Genomic DNA, 14229 nt, shown 5'->3' with positions numbered 1-14229 from the left:
GCGCCGCGGACCACCGCGGCCGCCCTACCGTTCGGGCATGACGATTCCGGCATCGGTGTACGAACTCGCCCAGGTCAACATCGCCCGTCTCAACGCCTCAGTGGATTCACCGCAGTTGAAGGACTTCGTGGACGCGCTCGACCCGGTGAACGCCGACGCGGACGCCGCGGACGGCTTCGCCTGGCGGCTGAAGAGCGACTCCGGCAACGCGACGGACGTGGCGGTGTTCGGCGACGCGTGGCTGATCGTCAACATGCCGGTGTGGCGGGACGCGAACGCCCTGACGGCCTACGTCTACCGGGGCCGGCACCGAGAGATGCCGGCCCGCCGCCGTGCGGGGGTCCCCCCACGCCGTTCAGGCAGTGGGGGAGGTTCGAGCGGATGACGGAGGCGGTCACCGCGCTGTGGTGGGTTCCGGCGGGTCACCGTCCGACGGCGGCGGAGGCAGAGGAACGGCTCCTCCACCTCCGTGCGCACGGTCCGACGGAGTACGCGTTCACCCTGCGCGCGTCGTTTCCGCCCCGGCGGGCGGTGCCGGTGGCCGGTGGGGCGCCCGAGAAGCCGGGTGATCAGCCGGTGAGGCGCTGACCCTCCTCGATCGCCTCCTCCACCTCCGCCACCCGCTCCCGCTCCTCGGCCGCGAAGCGTTCCGCGTCCAGCTTCTCGGCGATCTCCTCGTCCTGGGCCATGAGCTGGTCCAGGTTGGAGTCGCCCATCTCGAAGACGCCCATGTCGACATAGGCCTGCTGGAGGCGTTCGCCCCACAGGCCGATGTCCTTGACGCAGGGGACGATGCGGCTGAAGAGCAACTGCCGGAAGAGCTGGAGGAATTCGGAGCGTTCGCTGAGTTCGTCGGCCTCCGCCCTGGGGATGCCGAAGTTCTCCAGGACCTCCACACCGCGCAGGCGGTCGCGCATCAAATAGCAGCCCTCGATGACGAATTCCTCGCGTTCGCGCAGTTCGGCGTCGGTGAGCTGCCGGTAGTAGTCGCGCAGGGCCATGCGGCCGAAGGCCACGTGGCGGGCCTCGTCCTGCATGACGTAGGCGAGGATCTGCTTGGGCAGGGGCTTGTTCGTGGTGTCGCGGATCATGCCGAAGGCCGCCAGGGCGAGGCCCTCGATCAGCACCTGCATGCCCAGGTACGGCATGTCCCAGCGGCTGTCGCGGAGGGTGTCGCCGAGGAGGGACTGGAGGTTGTCGTTGATCGGGTACAGCATCCCGATCTTCTCGTGCAGGAAGCGGCCGTAGATCTCGGCGTGCCGGGCCTCGTCCATGGTCTGGGTCGCCGAGTAGAACTTGGCGTCCAGGTCGGGGACGGACTCCACGATCCGCGCGGCGCAGACCATCGCGCCCTGCTCGCCGTGCAGGAACTGGCTGAACTGCCAGGACGCGAAGTGGCGGCGCAGCTCGCCCTTGTCACGGTCGGTCATCTTCGCCCAGTGCGGGGTGCCGTAGAGGGTCATCGCCTCCTCGGGGGTGCCGAGCGGGTCGTACGGGTCCACCTCCAGGTCCCAGTCGATCCGCTTCTGCCCGTCCCACTGCTTGTCCTTGCCCTTCTGGTAGAGGGCGAGGAGGCGGTCGCGGCCGTTGTCGTACTCCCAGCTGAAGCGAGCCGCGCCGGTCGCGGGGACCTGCCAGCGCGAGCCCCCCGGATTCCTGGCGTACAGGTCGTAGGTCGGCATACTTCGCAGGTTCACACGTAGACGTCGAGTCAACAAGTCGCGCGCAAGGGATTGACGGGCTTACTGACAGGCAGTCTCATAAGAGGCGGAGAACCTGACCCGCGGGTAACCAGCCGACCCAACCACATCCCGTACGACGAGGTGGGACAGCCATGACGACCGTGACGGAAGACGGCGCGCTCGCAGGCCTGCGCGACGCGCTCGGCCTGCTCAAGGACCGGGAGCAGGTGGCCGAGCGGCTGCTCGACTCTTCCGCCAAGCACTCCTTCGACCCGGACAGGGAACTGGACTGGGACGCGCCCTTCGAGGAGGGCAAGTGGTTCTGGCCGCCGGAGCTGCTGTCGCTGTACGACACGCCGCTGTGGAAGCGGATGGGCGAGGAGCAGCGGATCCTGCTCTCCCGGCACGAGGCCGCGGCGCTCGCCTCGCTCGGCATCTGGTTCGAGCTGATCCTCATGCAGCTGCTCGTACGGCACATCTACGACAAGGCGGCCACGAGCGCGCACGTGCGGTACGCGCTGACCGAGATCGAGGACGAGTGCCGGCACTCGAAGATGTTCGCCCGCGTGATAGCGCGGGGCGAGACGCCCTGGTACCCGGTGAGCCGGGCGCACCAGAACCTCGGCCGGCTCTTCAAGACGATCTCCACGACCCCCGGATCCTTCACCGCGACCCTGCTCGGTGAGGAGGTCCTGGACTGGATGCAGCGGCTGACGTTCCCGGACGAGCGGGTGCAGCCGCTGATCCGGGGCGTCACGCGGATCCATGTCGTGGAGGAGGCGCGCCATGTCCGTTATGCCCGCGAGGAGTTGCGCCGACAGATGATGACGGCGCCGAAGTGGTCGCAGGAGTTCACCCGGATCACCTCGGGCGAGTTCGCCCGGGTCTTCTCGGTCGCCTTCGTCAACCCGGAGGTGTACACGAACGTGGGCCTCGACAAGCGGGAGGCGATGGCCCAGGTGAAGGCGAGCGGGCACCGGCGGGAGGTCATGCAGACGGGCGCGAAGCGCCTGACGGACTTCCTGGACGACATCGGCGTCCTCCGCGGAGCCGGCCGCCGCCTCTGGCGATCCTCGGGCCTCCTGGCCTGACCCGCCCGGACCCCGCCCGAGCGGCCCGGCGGCCCACCCGATGCCCGGGCCGCCGGCCTCGGCACGGGGCCGGACCCTGACAGCGGCTCCCCCACGTCCGGCACCGCCGACTCGATGCGGATCCGGCCGGTCCCGCCGCCGAGGCGGCAGCGCCGTCCACAACAGGTGACGAACCCCGGCGCCACCCCCGGCGGCACCAGCGTCCCCGGGCCAGGCCGCCCGGCCCGTGTGGCATGCGGAGCCACATAACCCGCGGAAGCTGCCATCATGCGGGGGCCGTGGGCCATGTGGGGCCACGGGCCATGTGGGGCCATGGGAGCCACGCGGCACAGCGGTGGCGTCGGTGGTCCGGCACACCGCCGGTGCGCCACGCGCGATCCGCCACCCCCGCTCCGGCGGCAGCAGGTCCGGCCCCGTGCGGGGCGGCTCGCTCCGCCGGGGCTTCGGAGCGCGGGCTTGGGCCCCGGCTGCGGAGGCCGATTACGCTGCTGGTCATGAGCCCTGCCGCGTCCAGTCCCGCGTACCGTCGCCTCAGTGTCGAGGAGCGGCGGGCCCAGTTGCTCGACGCGGCTCTGTCCCTCTTCGCGCACCGGGCGCCCGAGGAGGTGTCGCTGGACGACGTGGCGGAGGCGGCGGGGGTGTCGCGCCCGCTGGTGTACCGGTACTTCCCGGGCGGCAAGCAGCAGCTGTACGAGGCCGCCCTCCGGTCCGCCGCCGACGAGCTGAGGCACTGCTTCGACGAGCCGCAGCAGGGCCCGCTGCTGCCCCGCCTCGCCCGCGCCCTGGACCGGTACCTGGCCTTCGTCGACCAGCACGACGCCGGGTTCACCGCGCTGCTCCAGGGCGGCAGCGTGGTGGAGACCTCCCGCACGACAGCCATCGTGGACGGCGTGCGCCGGGCCGCCGCCGAGCGGATCCTGAGCCATCTGGAGGTCACGGACCCCGGCCCCCGGCTGCGCATGACCGTGCGGATGTGGATCACGGCCGTGGAGGCCGCCTCCCTGATCTGGCTGGACGAGGACAAGCAGCCGCCCGCCGACGAGCTGCGGGACTGGCTGGTCGAGCAGTTCGCGGCCGTGCTGACCGTGACCGCCGCCCGGGACGCGCAGACCGCCGAGCTGGTGGGGCGCGCCCTGGCCGCGGCGGATGGCTGACACTGGTGCCGTGAAGAGCGAAGACACCCCCTTCGAGGGCGGCCCGATGGACGGGCGGGTGCTGCCCGTGCTGGTGGGACCCACCGGGAACCCGCCGAAGACCTACCGCATCCCGGTGCCGGACGCCGCGGGCGGCCCGCCGACCGTGCTCGTCTACCGGCGGGTGCCGCGCGGACACAGCAAGCGCCTGGGACTGCCCAGGGGCTGGAAGTACGAGTTCGACCCCGAGGGCAGGAGCGGCGGCCGGCTGAAATGGCCGTGGTCCAAGCCGGAGAGCCGGGCCGGCGGCAAGCCGGACGACACCGACGGGTGACCTCGTTGCGCCGTACGCAGCACCATCGGCTCAGAAAGTCTGTTCATACGTCGAATCCTCCAGTGCGGAGCGGAAACACCGCCCCGCACTGGAGGTGATGACGTGTCAGGAAGGCTTCCGCGTCTGGTGTGTACGGCGGCGGTGGCGGCACAGGCCGCCTTCGTACCGGCGGCCGCCGTGGCTGTACCGGGGCCGCAGCAGCCCGGACAGCGGTCCGTCGCCCAGCTGCTGACGGACCTTCACACGCTGTACGGGCAGGCCGATCAGGCCACCGAGACCTACAACGCCACCGCCGAGCGGCTGAAGCGGCAGCGCACCGAGGCCGACCGCCTCGACGCCGGCCTCGGCGCCGCACGCCGTGCCCTGAACGACAGTCGCGCGAAAGCGGCACGGCTGGCCCTTCAGCAGTACCAGGGCAGCAGCACCGGACTCTCGCCGTATCTGCGGCTGCTGCTGGCACCCGACCCGCAGCACGCGCTGGCGGAGGGGGAGTTGATCGGGCGACTGGCACGGGAGCGGGCCGAGACGGTCAATCGGCTGACCGGCAACGAGAAGAAGGCCGCCGACCTGGCCCGCGAGGCCCGCAAGGCGGCCGGCACCCGGCTCGTGCTCGCCCGGCGGCAGCAGCAGGCGCGGGACGACGTCCAGGGACGGCTGCGCGACGTGGAGAAGCTGCTGGCCTCGCTCAGCACCGAGCAGGTGGCGGCGCTCGCCCGGACGGAGACGAACGGGATCACCGCGACGCAGAGCTCGTTCCTGGCCTCCGGGGCGCTCAGCGGTGCCCGCACGCCGTCACAGGAGGGCGACGAGGCCGTGCGCTACGCCGTGCGCCAGCTCGGCAAGCCCTACCAGTGGGGCGCCGAGGGCCCGCAGGCATACGACTGCTCGGGGCTGACCTCACAGGCCTGGCAGCACGCCGGGACGCCCATCCCGCGGACCAGTCAGGAGCAGTGGGCCCGGCTGAAACGCATCCCGCTCCGCGATCTCAGGCCCGGCGACCTGGTCGTCTACTTCCCGCGGGCCACGCATGTCGCCCTCTACCTCGGCGACGGGATGGTGGTGCAGGCCCCGCGGCCCGGAGCCAAGGTGAAGGTGTCACCGGTCGCGGCCAACCCGGTGCTGGGCGCCGTACGGCCCGATCCGGGCGGGGAGCCCCTGCGGCGGTACACACCGCCGAGACTCCCCGAGCGCGCCCAGGCCAGGCCGGACCGCGCCGTACGGCCCGATCGGAGCGGGGAGCCCCTGCGGCGGTACACACCGCCGAGACTCCCCGAGCGCGCCCAGGCCGGGCCGGACGTGAGTCTCTAGGCTACGGAGGCCTCGGAGACTTCGGCGAGGTAGGCCTGGGCCTTGTCCGGGTCGAAGAAGAAGTTCTCCAGGTCGGACGGGTCGTCGAAGCAGTTCACGAAGCGGTCGGCGATCGGCTGGAGTTGGCCCGCCGCCCCGAGGACGTTCAGGACGTGCTCCGGCGGCGGGGCCAGCATGGCGTTGGTCCACTTGGTGACGTGCCGGGCGGTGGCCCAGTAGCGGTCGAACGTCTGCCGCATCCACTCCTCGTCGAACGGCTTGTCGCCGTGCTCGAGGATGGCGGCCAGGTACGCGGCGGCGCACTTGGAGGCCGAGTTGGAGCCCTGGCCGGTGATCGGGTCGTTGGCGACGACGACGTCCGCGACACCGAGGACCAGGCCGCCGCCGGGCAGCCGGCCGATCGGCTGGCGCACGGTGGGGGCGTAACGGCCGGCGAGCGTGCCGCCCGCGTCCGTGAGTTCGACGCCGGCGGTCCGGGCGTGCTCCCAGGGCAGGAACGTCTTCATCAGGTCCAGCGTCAGGGCGAGGTGCTCGGACGGGTCCTTGACGCCGCGGAAGGCGTCGAGCGGGCCGCCGGGTATGCCCTCCCAGAAGAGGATGTCGGCTCGGCCGGAGAGGGTGTAGGTCGGCATGATGAACATCTCGCCGACGCCGGGCACCAGGTTGCAGCGGACCGCGTCGAACTCCGGGTGCTCCGGGCGCGGTCCCAGGCCGTGCACGTACGCCACCGCCAGCGCGCGCTGCGGCTCCCTGTACGGGGAGCGGGAGGCGTCCCGCTCGAACATCTGCACCAGCTCGCCCTTGCCCGCCGAGACGAGGACGAGGTCGTACGTGCGGGAGAAGTAGTCCAGGTCGCCGACCGCGGCGCCGTGGATGACGAGCTGGCCGCCGCGCTGGGCGAACGTCTCCATCCAGCCGGCCATCTTCACCCGCTGGTCGACCGACTGCGCGTACCCGTCGAGCCTGCCCACCCAGTCGATCGCGCGCTGCGAGGGACCGGGGTCGAAGGAGCCGGGGGCGGCGACCGAGACGCCGAGGCCCTCGATGTTCGGGGCCTGGGACTCCCAGAAGTTCAGGTTCAGGTCGCGCTCGTGCTGGAGGGCCGTATGGAACATGCACTGCGTCGACATGACCCGGCCGGTGCGGATCTCGTCCGAGGTCCGGTTCGACATCAGGGTGACCTCGTACCCGTGCGACTGGAGTCCGAGGGCCAGCTGGAGACCGGACTGCCCGGCCCCCACGACGAGTATCTTCCGCATACGGGTGCTGCCTCCTACGACTTCGGGACTGCTCGCTGGACTGCTCGGGGAGCCGGTACTACTCCGGGGTCTCCTCGAGTGCGTGGGCCACGAGGGCCAGCAGGGTCTCGATGGCCGAGATCCGGCGCCGCGCGTCCATGATCATGACAGGTATGTGTGCGGGTATCGTCAGCGCCTCCCGCACGTCCTCCGAGTCGAACTGCTCGCTGCCCTCGAAGTGGTTGACGGCGACGACGTACGGCAGCCCGCAGCTCTCGAAGTAGTCCAGCGCCGGGAAGCAGTCCTTCAGACGGCGGGTGTCGGCCAGGACCACGGCACCGATCGCGCCGCGCACCAGGTCGTCCCACATGAACCAGAACCGCTGCTGGCCCGGCGTGCCGAACACGTAGAGCACGAGGTCGTCGTCGAGCGTGAGCCGGCCGTAGTCCATGGCGACGGTGGTCGTCACCTTGTCCGGCGTCTCGGTGAGGTCGTCGGTCTCCTCGCTCGCCTCGGTCATCAGCGCCTCGGTCTGCAGAGGCGTGATCTCCGAGACGGCGGTGACCAGCGTGGTCTTGCCGACGCCGAAGCCGCCGGCCACCACGATCTTCGTGGCGACCGGGGCACGGGTGCGGTCCGTCTGCCAGGGCTGCGGGGCCTCGTCGGCCTCGACGAGCGGGGGGACGCCCACGGCGGCGTCAGAGACGGCGGAGTCCACTCAGCACCCTTTCCAGCAGCGCGCGGTCCGGCCGGCCCGTGCCATGACCGGTTCCGGTTCCGTACACACGGATCTTTCCCTGGTCCGCGAGGTCGCTCAGGAGCACGCGGACCACACCGAGCGGCATCTTCAGCAGCGCGGCGATCTCGGCCACCGTCCGCATCCGGCGGCACAGTTCGACGATGGCCCGCACCTCGGGCATGCCCTGGTTGGCGAGCGAGCCGTTGGTCAGCTCCTTGCGCTCCTCCGGGGCCTCCAGCGCGGCCACGAACGTCTCCACCAGGAGGACGTGGCCGAAGCGGGTACGGCCGCCGGTGAGCGAATAGGGCCGTACGCGGGAGGCCTTGCGGTCGCCGCCGCGGACCGGGAGCTTGGACGTACCGCTCATCGGGCCGCTCCTTGGGTACTCCCGTCGGTTTCCAGGGACTTGCGCAGCTCGCTGCGGAGTTCAGGCGTCAGGACGTGTCCGGCGCGGCCGACGAAGAGCGCCATGTGGTACGCCACGACGCTCATGTCGCACTCCGCGGAGCCGTGCACGCCGAGCAGCGACCCGTCGCTGATCGACATGACGAACAGGCTGCCCTCGTCCATCGCGACCATCGTGTGCTTGACCGCGCCGGAGTCCATCAACTTGGCGGCGCCGAGGGTGAGGCTGCCGATGCCGGAGACGATGGTGGCGAGGTCGGCGGCGGAGCCGCGCGGACCGGTGCGCGTCTCGCGGGCGTGGCGGGCCTCGTCGTTGCGGCCGGGGTCCGAGGAGAGGAGCAGGAGCCCGTCGGAGGAGACCACGGCCACGGATTCGATGCCGGGGACCTCCTCGACGAGGTTGGTCAGCAGCCAGTGCAGGTTGCGGGCCTCACTGCTCAGTCCGAAGGTACTGGGCGCGGTCAACTGCTTGCCTCCTCGACTGTGCCCCCCGTGTTCTGGTCGGCGATCTCCGCCTCCGCCTCCGCCTCGCGGTAGCCCTCCCGTGCTCCCCGGTGGAACCCGCCCAGGCGGCGGCGGAGTGCCTCGGCGTCCACGGAAGCGCTGCGCTGGCGCGGGGCCGGGGCGGGGGCGGATATCTTCGGGGTCCGCTTGGGCAGGCCCTTGGCGGTGACCTCGTCCTCCGGCGCATCGGGGGTCCGGTGGTGTTCCGCCTCGGCTTCGCCGTCGGCGGGGGTGTTCTGCTGCGGCGGCAGTGTGGTGCGGGCGGCCTCGATGCCGCCTTCGGCCGGTTCGTTCCCCTCGGCACGGGTGTCCCGCGGGAGCGGGGTCGCGGCCTCGGTCTCGTCCTCCGCCGGATCACTCCCGGCCGCGGTGCCCGTGGGGGTTTCCCGGTCGGGTGCGGACGGACCCTGCGGGGCCTGCCCGAAGTCGGTGGGGTCGGGGTGCGGGCGCGCCGGGTCCGGCTCTCCCGCGGGCGACGGGAGCAGGAGTTCCATCGTCGTCTCGGACGGCGATGCCGGTTCCTCGTCCGCCGGCCCCTCGGTGACCGGCTCCTCGTCCGCCGGTTCCTCGTCCGCCGGTTCCCCGGTGACCGGTTCCTCGTTCGCCGACTCCGCCTCGCGCACGGCCTTCTCGGCCAGCGCGACCAGGGGGTCGGTGCCCTCGGCGCGGGCGGGCAGGACGTTGGAGTTGGCCTCGGCGTCGGCGCCGGGCAGGGAGACCGCGGAGGCCTCTCCGGGGGCCGAAGCCGCGTCCGCGACGGCGGAGGCGGGCGCGGCCGCCAGGACGGACTTGGGGACGACCACGACGGCCGCGATGCCGCCCTGCTTCTGCTCGCGCAGCTGCACGCGCACGCCGTGCCGGTGGGCGAGGCGGGCCACGACGTACAGGCCGAGGCCCAGACCCTGGTCGCCCTCCTTGTCGTAGGCGGACTTCGGGTCGAACTCGGTGAGGCGGCCGTTGAGCCGCGCCAGCCGCTCCTCGGGCACGCCGATGCCCTCGTCCTGGACGGAGAGCATGACCTCGCCGTTCTCCAGGAGCCAGCCGGAGACCTCGACGGGCTGGTCGGGCGGGGAGAACGAGGTGGCGTTCTCCATGAGTTCGGCCAGCAGGTGGGACAGGTCGTCCGCCGCGAAGCCCGCCACGTGCGCGTGCGGCGGCAGCGCGGCGATGCGGACGCGCTCGTAGCGCTCGATCTCGCTGACCGCGGCGCGCACGACGTCGACCAGCGGGACCGGTCCGGCGTGCTGCTGGACGTGCTCGGAACCGGCCAGCACGAGGAGGTTCTCACTGTGCCGACGCATGACCGTGGCGAAGTGGTCGAGCTTGAAGAGGGTGGACAGCCGGTCGGGGTCCTGCTCGCGGTCCTCCAGGCCCTCGATGACGGCGAGTTGCCGTTCCACCAGGCCGAGCGTGCGCAGCGCCAGATTGACGAAGCTGCCGCCTATGCCGCTGCGCAGCCGCTCCAGCTGGGCGGCGGAGTCGGCGAGTTCGGCGCGCAGTTCCTCACGGGCGTCGGCCATCTTCTGGCGCTGGCCGACCAGGTGCTTGCGGTCGGTCTCCAGCGTGGCGATCCGCTCGGCGAGCACGACGGCCTGCGCGTGCAGGGTGTTGACGGAGCGGACGACCTGCGCGAACTCGTCGTTGCGGCCGTTGAACTTGACGGGTTCCTCGGTGGCCGGGTCCTGCGCGCCGGCCAGCCGGGCCGAGCCCAGGCGCAGCACCGCGAGCGGCCGGGTCAGGGTACGGGCGAGCGCGGTGGCGATGCCGATGGTGACCAGCAGCAGGGCGCCGAGCAGGGCGATGCGCATCTCCAGCGCCGTGACGTCGTCGTCACGCAGCTGCGCCAGGTCCTTCGTGCGGCGGTCGTACAGAGAGGACTCCGCGCCGCGCATCAGGTCGAGGCGGGCGCTGAGCGCGGCGTCGGCCTTCTTGACGCTGGTGTCCAGGTCGCTGTCGGAGAGCGTCGGCTGCTGGGTGAGCGAGGCGAGGTACTTCTCCGCGGTGTCGACCTCGGCCCCGCTCACCGTGGAGTCGTACGCCGCCCGGGCCTCCTGCGGCGCGTTGTCGCGGAAGCCGGCGAGGGCGGCGTCGGAACGGAGCCGGGCCTGCTGGGCGGCGGCGCTCAGAACGTCGCGCTGCTTGGTGTCGGCCTCCGATGAGGTGGCGGCCTCCGTGGGCAGGCCGGTGACGGGGTCGTAGACGGTCTGCGTGGTGTGCGGCACGTTCAGCGCCGCGAGCAGCAGCCCGCGGGCCGCGGCGGCCTGCTGGACGGCGGTGTCGAGCTCGGCGAGCGCGTGGGCGCCGGAGCCGGCCCGCGTGGGCATCCGCTCGGCCAGCCGCTCGGCCAGCTTGTGCAGGTCGGTGATGGCGGCGGAGTAGGCCTGGTGGACCTGGAGGGCGGTGCTCTGCCCGGTGAGCGCGGAGCGGCGCACGGCGGCGATGCCGTCGAGGTCCTTGCGCAGCCAGGCCGGCATGTCCTGGTCGGCGCGCAGCTCGTCGACCTGGCGGTCCACGCGGGTACTGCGCTGCTCGGAGGGCGCCTTCGACCCGGGGCGGCCGGCGGCGACGTAGGAGGTGACCTCGTCGCGCTCGTCGGCCAGCGAGTGGGCGAGAGTGAGCGCGTCCTGGGTCTGCCCGGCGAGCGTCACCAGGTTCTGGGAGTCGCTCACCTGCCCGGAGGCGGCTATGAGGGAGGGCGCGCCCGCACCGGCCACCGCGGCGGCCACGACGGCGACGGCGGCGATCAGACGGTTGCGTACATGCGTGGGACGGCCCTTGCCGACGGGGGTGACGGGGGGCGTGCCGGGCGTCTGCGCCGGGTCTCCTGCCATGGCCGTCTGCTTGCCTGCGCGCCGAGGCCGCTTCTTCTGCACCGGTGCTCGCATTCCTGTACTCGTGTACTCATGGGCCCGGGTGGTGCCCGTCAGCTGGCGCGGACAGGCGCGTACACCCTCCCCACGCTCTCGACTCCGCTCGAGCAGGGGGGACCTGCATCGGTTCCCGACCCTCCCAGTGCCGGTGGGCAGTGGTCCTGCATCGTCCGACCGGCCACCCGAAGGAGTGAACCTCGGAGGGGAGTTGGCGGGCAAGTTCCTCCGGCGCATGCGCGGGCACGGTGCGGTGGGCCGGTTGGACGTCTGCGGCGGGCTTTGGCAGTATTCGCCGCCACGCCTTGCCGGAGTGATCCAATTGCGCCCAAACCAGGCGGCTGACCTGCGTCACCGCACCGAATCCCGGATGGTTGCCACCCTTTCGCAGGGCTTGTGAAGGGCTCGTGCAGACTGGCCGGATGCGCACTGAGGTTGTTTCGGAGCCCGGCCGTCCCGACTGCCCCAACGAGGACTTCGCGAGTATCGGACTACCCGCGTCTGGACAGGGTGGTTGCCTTGTCGTCCTGGACGGGGTGACGCCGCCGCGGACCGGGACGGGGTGTTCGCATTCGGTCTCCTGGTTCACCGCCAGGCTGGGCGGCGCGCTGACCGAACTGACGGTTTCCTGCCGAGATCTGACACTGCCGGAGATTCTTTCGCGTGCGATCCTCCGTACCGCCGAGTCACACGCTCCGACCTGTGACCTTTCTCACCCGCGCACGCCTCAGGCAACCGTCGTTCTGGCCCGCTGGTCGGCGGAGGCGGTCGAGTACCTGGTGCTGTCCGACTCGGTCCTGCTGCTGGAGTCCCCCGACGGCCCGGTCACCCCGGTCCTGGACGACCGGCTGGCCCGGCTGCCCCGGGCCTCGCTCGCCACGGACGCGCTCATCGACGCCGTCGTGCGCAACAAGGAGGGCGGCTTCTTCACCGCGGCGGCGGATCCCTCGGTGGCCACCCGTGCCGTGACGGGCAGCGTGCCGCGCGCCGAGGTCCGCGCGCTGGCCGCGCTGACGGACGGGGCGGCGCGGTGGGTGGAGAAGTTCCACGCGGGCGACTGGGCGCGGTGCCTCGGTCTCGTGCGCGAGGAGGGGGCGGGCTCACTCGTGGGCCGGGTGCGGGCCCTGGAGGCGGCCGACAAGGAGGAGCGGAGGTATCTGCGCCGCAGCAAGACGCACGACGACGCGACGGTGGTGTTCGTGGAGCCGTGAGCGGCCGGGACCGCGGGCCGGCTACTTCTCCGTGACCTCATTCAACTCGTGCAGCAGCCGGGCGAGTTCGGCCACCTCGCGGCGGTCCCAGTGGGCGAGCTGGCTGACGTAGCGGGCGCGGCGGGCCTCGCGCACCTGGCCGACCCGGCGGCGGCCGTCGTCGGTGAGGGCCACCAGCCAGGCCCGGCCGTCGGCGGGGTCCGGTTCCCGGGCGACCAGGCCGAGTTGCTCAAGCGCGTGCAGCTGACGTGACATGGTCGCCTTGCCGACGCCGATGTAGCCGGCCAGCTCCGTGGCGCGCTGGCGGCCGCACTCCTCCAGGCGGACCAGCAGTCCGTAGGCGGCGGGCTCCAGATGGGGGTGGACCTCGCGGGCCATCTCGCCCTGGTTGGCCCGCGCACGCCGCAGCAGCACCGTCAGTTCCCGTTCGAGGGACAGGAACTCCCGGTCCGCACCACTCGGTGCCGCGCCGGACGCGACCTCGCGTCCGCCGCCGTTTGCGTCTTCGTGCACGTCAGCCCCTGCCTGAAGGTTTCCCGCTCCTGAAAGTTTCCGCCAGTCGGCGCCATCACCGCAGCTCCGTCAGTATTTCGCAGGCGTAGACCATCGGCAGACTCCGGGCCCCCTTCCCAGGCGCCGGTCTACGTGCGTAGCTTCTTTGCCAGACAATTATTGGCATGCTCACGCCACCACCGTCGCCTGCGACCGCGGGCCGGCGTGGCCCTGCTCGTCAGCGCGACCGGGACATACCCGTGACCGGGTCATGTCCGTATCCCCCCACCGAGCACCACCGAGCTTCGGAGGCACGTCATGTCCGTGCACAGATCCGGAACGCCCCGCGTACGGCGGCTCACCGCCGCGGGAATCCTGCTCGCCGCGTTCTCCCTGCTCTTCACCCTCCCCTCCGCCGCCGCCACCGTGCCCGCCCGCGGCTCCGCCTACATGGGCATGGGCGTCGTGCCGCACGACGGCCAGGGCGGCACGCCGGCCGGCGGCGACGCCACCCAGACCGAGGGCGTCGACGTGTCCGGCTACCAGGGCAACGTCGCCTGGTCCACGCTGTGGAACAGCGGCGTCAGGTGGGCGTACACGAAGGCCACCGAGGGGACGTACTACACGAACCCCTACTTCGCCCAGCAGTACAACGGCTCGTACGGCGTCGGCATGATCCGCGGCGCGTACCACTTCGCGACCCCGGACACCACCAGCGGCGCCGCCCAGGCCAACTACTTCGTCGACCACGGCGGCGGCTGGTCCCGCGACGGCAAGACCCTGCCGGGCGCCCTCGACATCGAGTGGAACCCCTACGGGGCCGCCTGCTACGGCAAGACGGCGAGCGCGATGGTCGGCTGGATCGCCGATTTCCTGAACACCTACAAGGCCCGCACGGGCCGGGACGCCGTGATCTACACGGCCACCAGCTGGTGGACCCAGTGCACCGGCAACTACGGCGGCTTCGCCGCCAACAACCCGCTGTGGATAGCCCGTTACGCCTCCGACCCGGGCACCCTGCCGGCCGGCTGGGGCTACTACACCATGTGGCAGTACACGTCGTCCGGCCCGACGGTCGGCGACCACGACAAGTTCAACGGCGCGCTGGACCGCGTACAGGCACTCGCCAACGGCTAGTGCCAAGGCCGTGAAGTTACGGCTCGGGCGGGGTTGTCCAGGGTCTTTGAGGTGTGGATTCGCCGGACATGAGGAGCGGAGCCCCGGT

13 protein-coding genes and 1 pseudogene are annotated in these 14229 nt (G+C 71.7%); 7 read left to right on the top strand and 7 right to left on the bottom strand.

Annotated features, from left to right (window positions below):
* Positions 1–37: 37 nt before the first annotated feature.
* A pseudogene (locus tag ACWEK3_RS19105) lies at positions 38–588 on the top strand (DUF3291 domain-containing protein).
* On the opposite strand, the gene ACWEK3_RS19100 reads toward ACWEK3_RS19105, so the two are convergent.
* The gene (locus ACWEK3_RS19100; RefSeq protein ID WP_453250167.1) at positions 570–1682 is read right to left on the bottom strand and encodes a ferritin-like domain-containing protein; all 1113 of its coding nucleotides are present in this window, start codon (positions 1680–1682) and stop codon (positions 570–572) included. The pseudogene ACWEK3_RS19105 and the gene ACWEK3_RS19100 sit on opposite strands and share 19 nt — an antisense overlap.
* A gap of 152 nt (positions 1683–1834) precedes the next feature.
* Here ACWEK3_RS19100 and ACWEK3_RS19095 point away from each other — a divergent pair, with 152 nt between their 5' ends.
* The 4 genes from ACWEK3_RS19095 to ACWEK3_RS19080 all read left to right on the top strand — a co-directional run bounded on the left by ACWEK3_RS19095 (position 1835) and on the right by ACWEK3_RS19080 (position 5548).
* Positions 1835–2773 carry an AurF N-oxygenase family protein gene (locus ACWEK3_RS19095; RefSeq protein ID WP_361414586.1) on the top strand — a complete coding sequence of 313 codons (939 nt, stop codon included), beginning with the start codon at positions 1835–1837 and terminating at the stop codon, positions 2771–2773.
* A 494-nt stretch (positions 2774–3267) separates the two neighbouring features.
* A complete protein-coding gene (locus ACWEK3_RS19090; protein WP_361414584.1) occupies positions 3268–3927 on the top strand; it encodes a TetR/AcrR family transcriptional regulator in 660 nt (219 codons plus the stop codon).
* Positions 3920–4240, top strand: a complete 321-nt coding sequence (locus ACWEK3_RS19085) for a hypothetical protein (protein ID WP_450538927.1) — start codon at positions 3920–3922, stop codon at positions 4238–4240. The genes ACWEK3_RS19090 and ACWEK3_RS19085 overlap by 8 nt, the downstream gene beginning before the upstream one ends.
* Before the next feature lie 102 nt (positions 4241–4342).
* A complete protein-coding gene (locus ACWEK3_RS19080) occupies positions 4343–5548 on the top strand; it encodes an NlpC/P60 family protein (protein ID WP_450538925.1) in 1206 nt (401 codons plus the stop codon).
* On the opposite strand, the gene ACWEK3_RS19075 is transcribed toward ACWEK3_RS19080, so the two are convergent.
* The 5 genes from ACWEK3_RS19075 to ACWEK3_RS19055 are packed head-to-tail and all read right to left on the bottom strand — an operon-like array spanning position 5545 to position 11307.
* Complete coding sequence (locus ACWEK3_RS19075; protein WP_453250166.1) at positions 5545–6807, bottom strand: styrene monooxygenase/indole monooxygenase family protein; 1263 nt, start codon at positions 6805–6807, stop codon at positions 5545–5547. The two genes, ACWEK3_RS19080 and ACWEK3_RS19075, sit on opposite strands and share 4 nt — an antisense overlap.
* 58 nt (positions 6808–6865) lie before the next feature.
* On the bottom strand, positions 6866–7504 hold the full coding sequence (locus tag ACWEK3_RS19070; protein WP_365417416.1) for a GTP-binding protein: 639 nt from the start codon (positions 7502–7504) through the stop codon (positions 6866–6868).
* Positions 7485–7892, bottom strand: a complete 408-nt coding sequence (locus ACWEK3_RS19065; protein WP_361414574.1) for a DUF742 domain-containing protein — start codon at positions 7890–7892, stop codon at positions 7485–7487. Before ACWEK3_RS19065 ends, ACWEK3_RS19070 begins: the two co-directional genes overlap by 20 nt.
* Positions 7889–8395, bottom strand: a complete 507-nt coding sequence (locus tag ACWEK3_RS19060) for a roadblock/LC7 domain-containing protein (RefSeq protein WP_361414572.1) — start codon at positions 8393–8395, stop codon at positions 7889–7891. Before ACWEK3_RS19060 ends, ACWEK3_RS19065 begins: the two co-directional genes overlap by 4 nt.
* Entirely contained in the window at positions 8392–11307 is a 2916-nt protein-coding gene (locus tag ACWEK3_RS19055) for a nitrate- and nitrite sensing domain-containing protein (RefSeq protein WP_450538921.1), read from the bottom strand. The genes ACWEK3_RS19060 and ACWEK3_RS19055 overlap by 4 nt, the downstream gene beginning before the upstream one ends.
* A gap of 416 nt (positions 11308–11723) precedes the next feature.
* Between ACWEK3_RS19055 and ACWEK3_RS19050 the strand changes: the two genes are divergently transcribed.
* Positions 11724–12512 carry a hypothetical protein gene (locus ACWEK3_RS19050; RefSeq protein WP_450538919.1) on the top strand — a complete coding sequence of 263 codons (789 nt, stop codon included), beginning with the start codon at positions 11724–11726 and terminating at the stop codon, positions 12510–12512.
* 21 nt (positions 12513–12533) lie between these two features.
* Here the strand turns inward: ACWEK3_RS19050 and ACWEK3_RS19045 are convergent, their stop codons facing one another.
* Positions 12534–13025 carry a MarR family winged helix-turn-helix transcriptional regulator gene (locus tag ACWEK3_RS19045; protein WP_361414566.1) on the bottom strand — a complete coding sequence of 164 codons (492 nt, stop codon included), beginning with the start codon at positions 13023–13025 and terminating at the stop codon, positions 12534–12536.
* A 297-nt stretch (positions 13026–13322) separates the two neighbouring features.
* Between ACWEK3_RS19045 and ACWEK3_RS19040 the strand changes: the two genes are divergently transcribed.
* Positions 13323–14141: a lysozyme gene (locus tag ACWEK3_RS19040; RefSeq protein WP_384089356.1), complete on the top strand. Its 819-nt coding sequence runs from the start codon at positions 13323–13325 to the stop codon at positions 14139–14141.
* Positions 14142–14229: the final 88 nt, after the last annotated feature.

The organism is Streptomyces sp. NPDC004721, assembly GCF_053601495.1.
This window is presented reverse-complemented; position numbering and strand designations above follow the sequence as displayed.

Bases quoted from the DNA above. Each gene is read 5' to 3' on its own strand.
- ACWEK3_RS19100 (WP_453250167.1), bottom strand. From the start codon at position 1,682: ATGCCGACCTACGACCTGTACGCCAGGAATCCGGGGGGCTCGCGCTGG.
- ACWEK3_RS19095 (WP_361414586.1), top strand. From the start codon at position 1,835: ATGACGACCGTGACGGAAGACGGCGCGCTCGCAGGCCTGCGCGACGCG.
- ACWEK3_RS19090 (WP_361414584.1), top strand. From the start codon at position 3,268: ATGAGCCCTGCCGCGTCCAGTCCCGCGTACCGTCGCCTCAGTGTCGAG.
- ACWEK3_RS19085 (WP_450538927.1), top strand. From the start codon at position 3,920: ATGGCTGACACTGGTGCCGTGAAGAGCGAAGACACCCCCTTCGAGGGC.
- ACWEK3_RS19075 (WP_453250166.1), bottom strand. From the start codon at position 6,807: ATGCGGAAGATACTCGTCGTGGGGGCCGGGCAGTCCGGTCTCCAGCTG.
- ACWEK3_RS19065 (WP_361414574.1), bottom strand. From the start codon at position 7,892: ATGAGCGGTACGTCCAAGCTCCCGGTCCGCGGCGGCGACCGCAAGGCC.
- ACWEK3_RS19050 (WP_450538919.1), top strand. From the start codon at position 11,724: ATGCGCACTGAGGTTGTTTCGGAGCCCGGCCGTCCCGACTGCCCCAAC.
- ACWEK3_RS19040 (WP_384089356.1), top strand. From the start codon at position 13,323: ATGTCCGTGCACAGATCCGGAACGCCCCGCGTACGGCGGCTCACCGCC.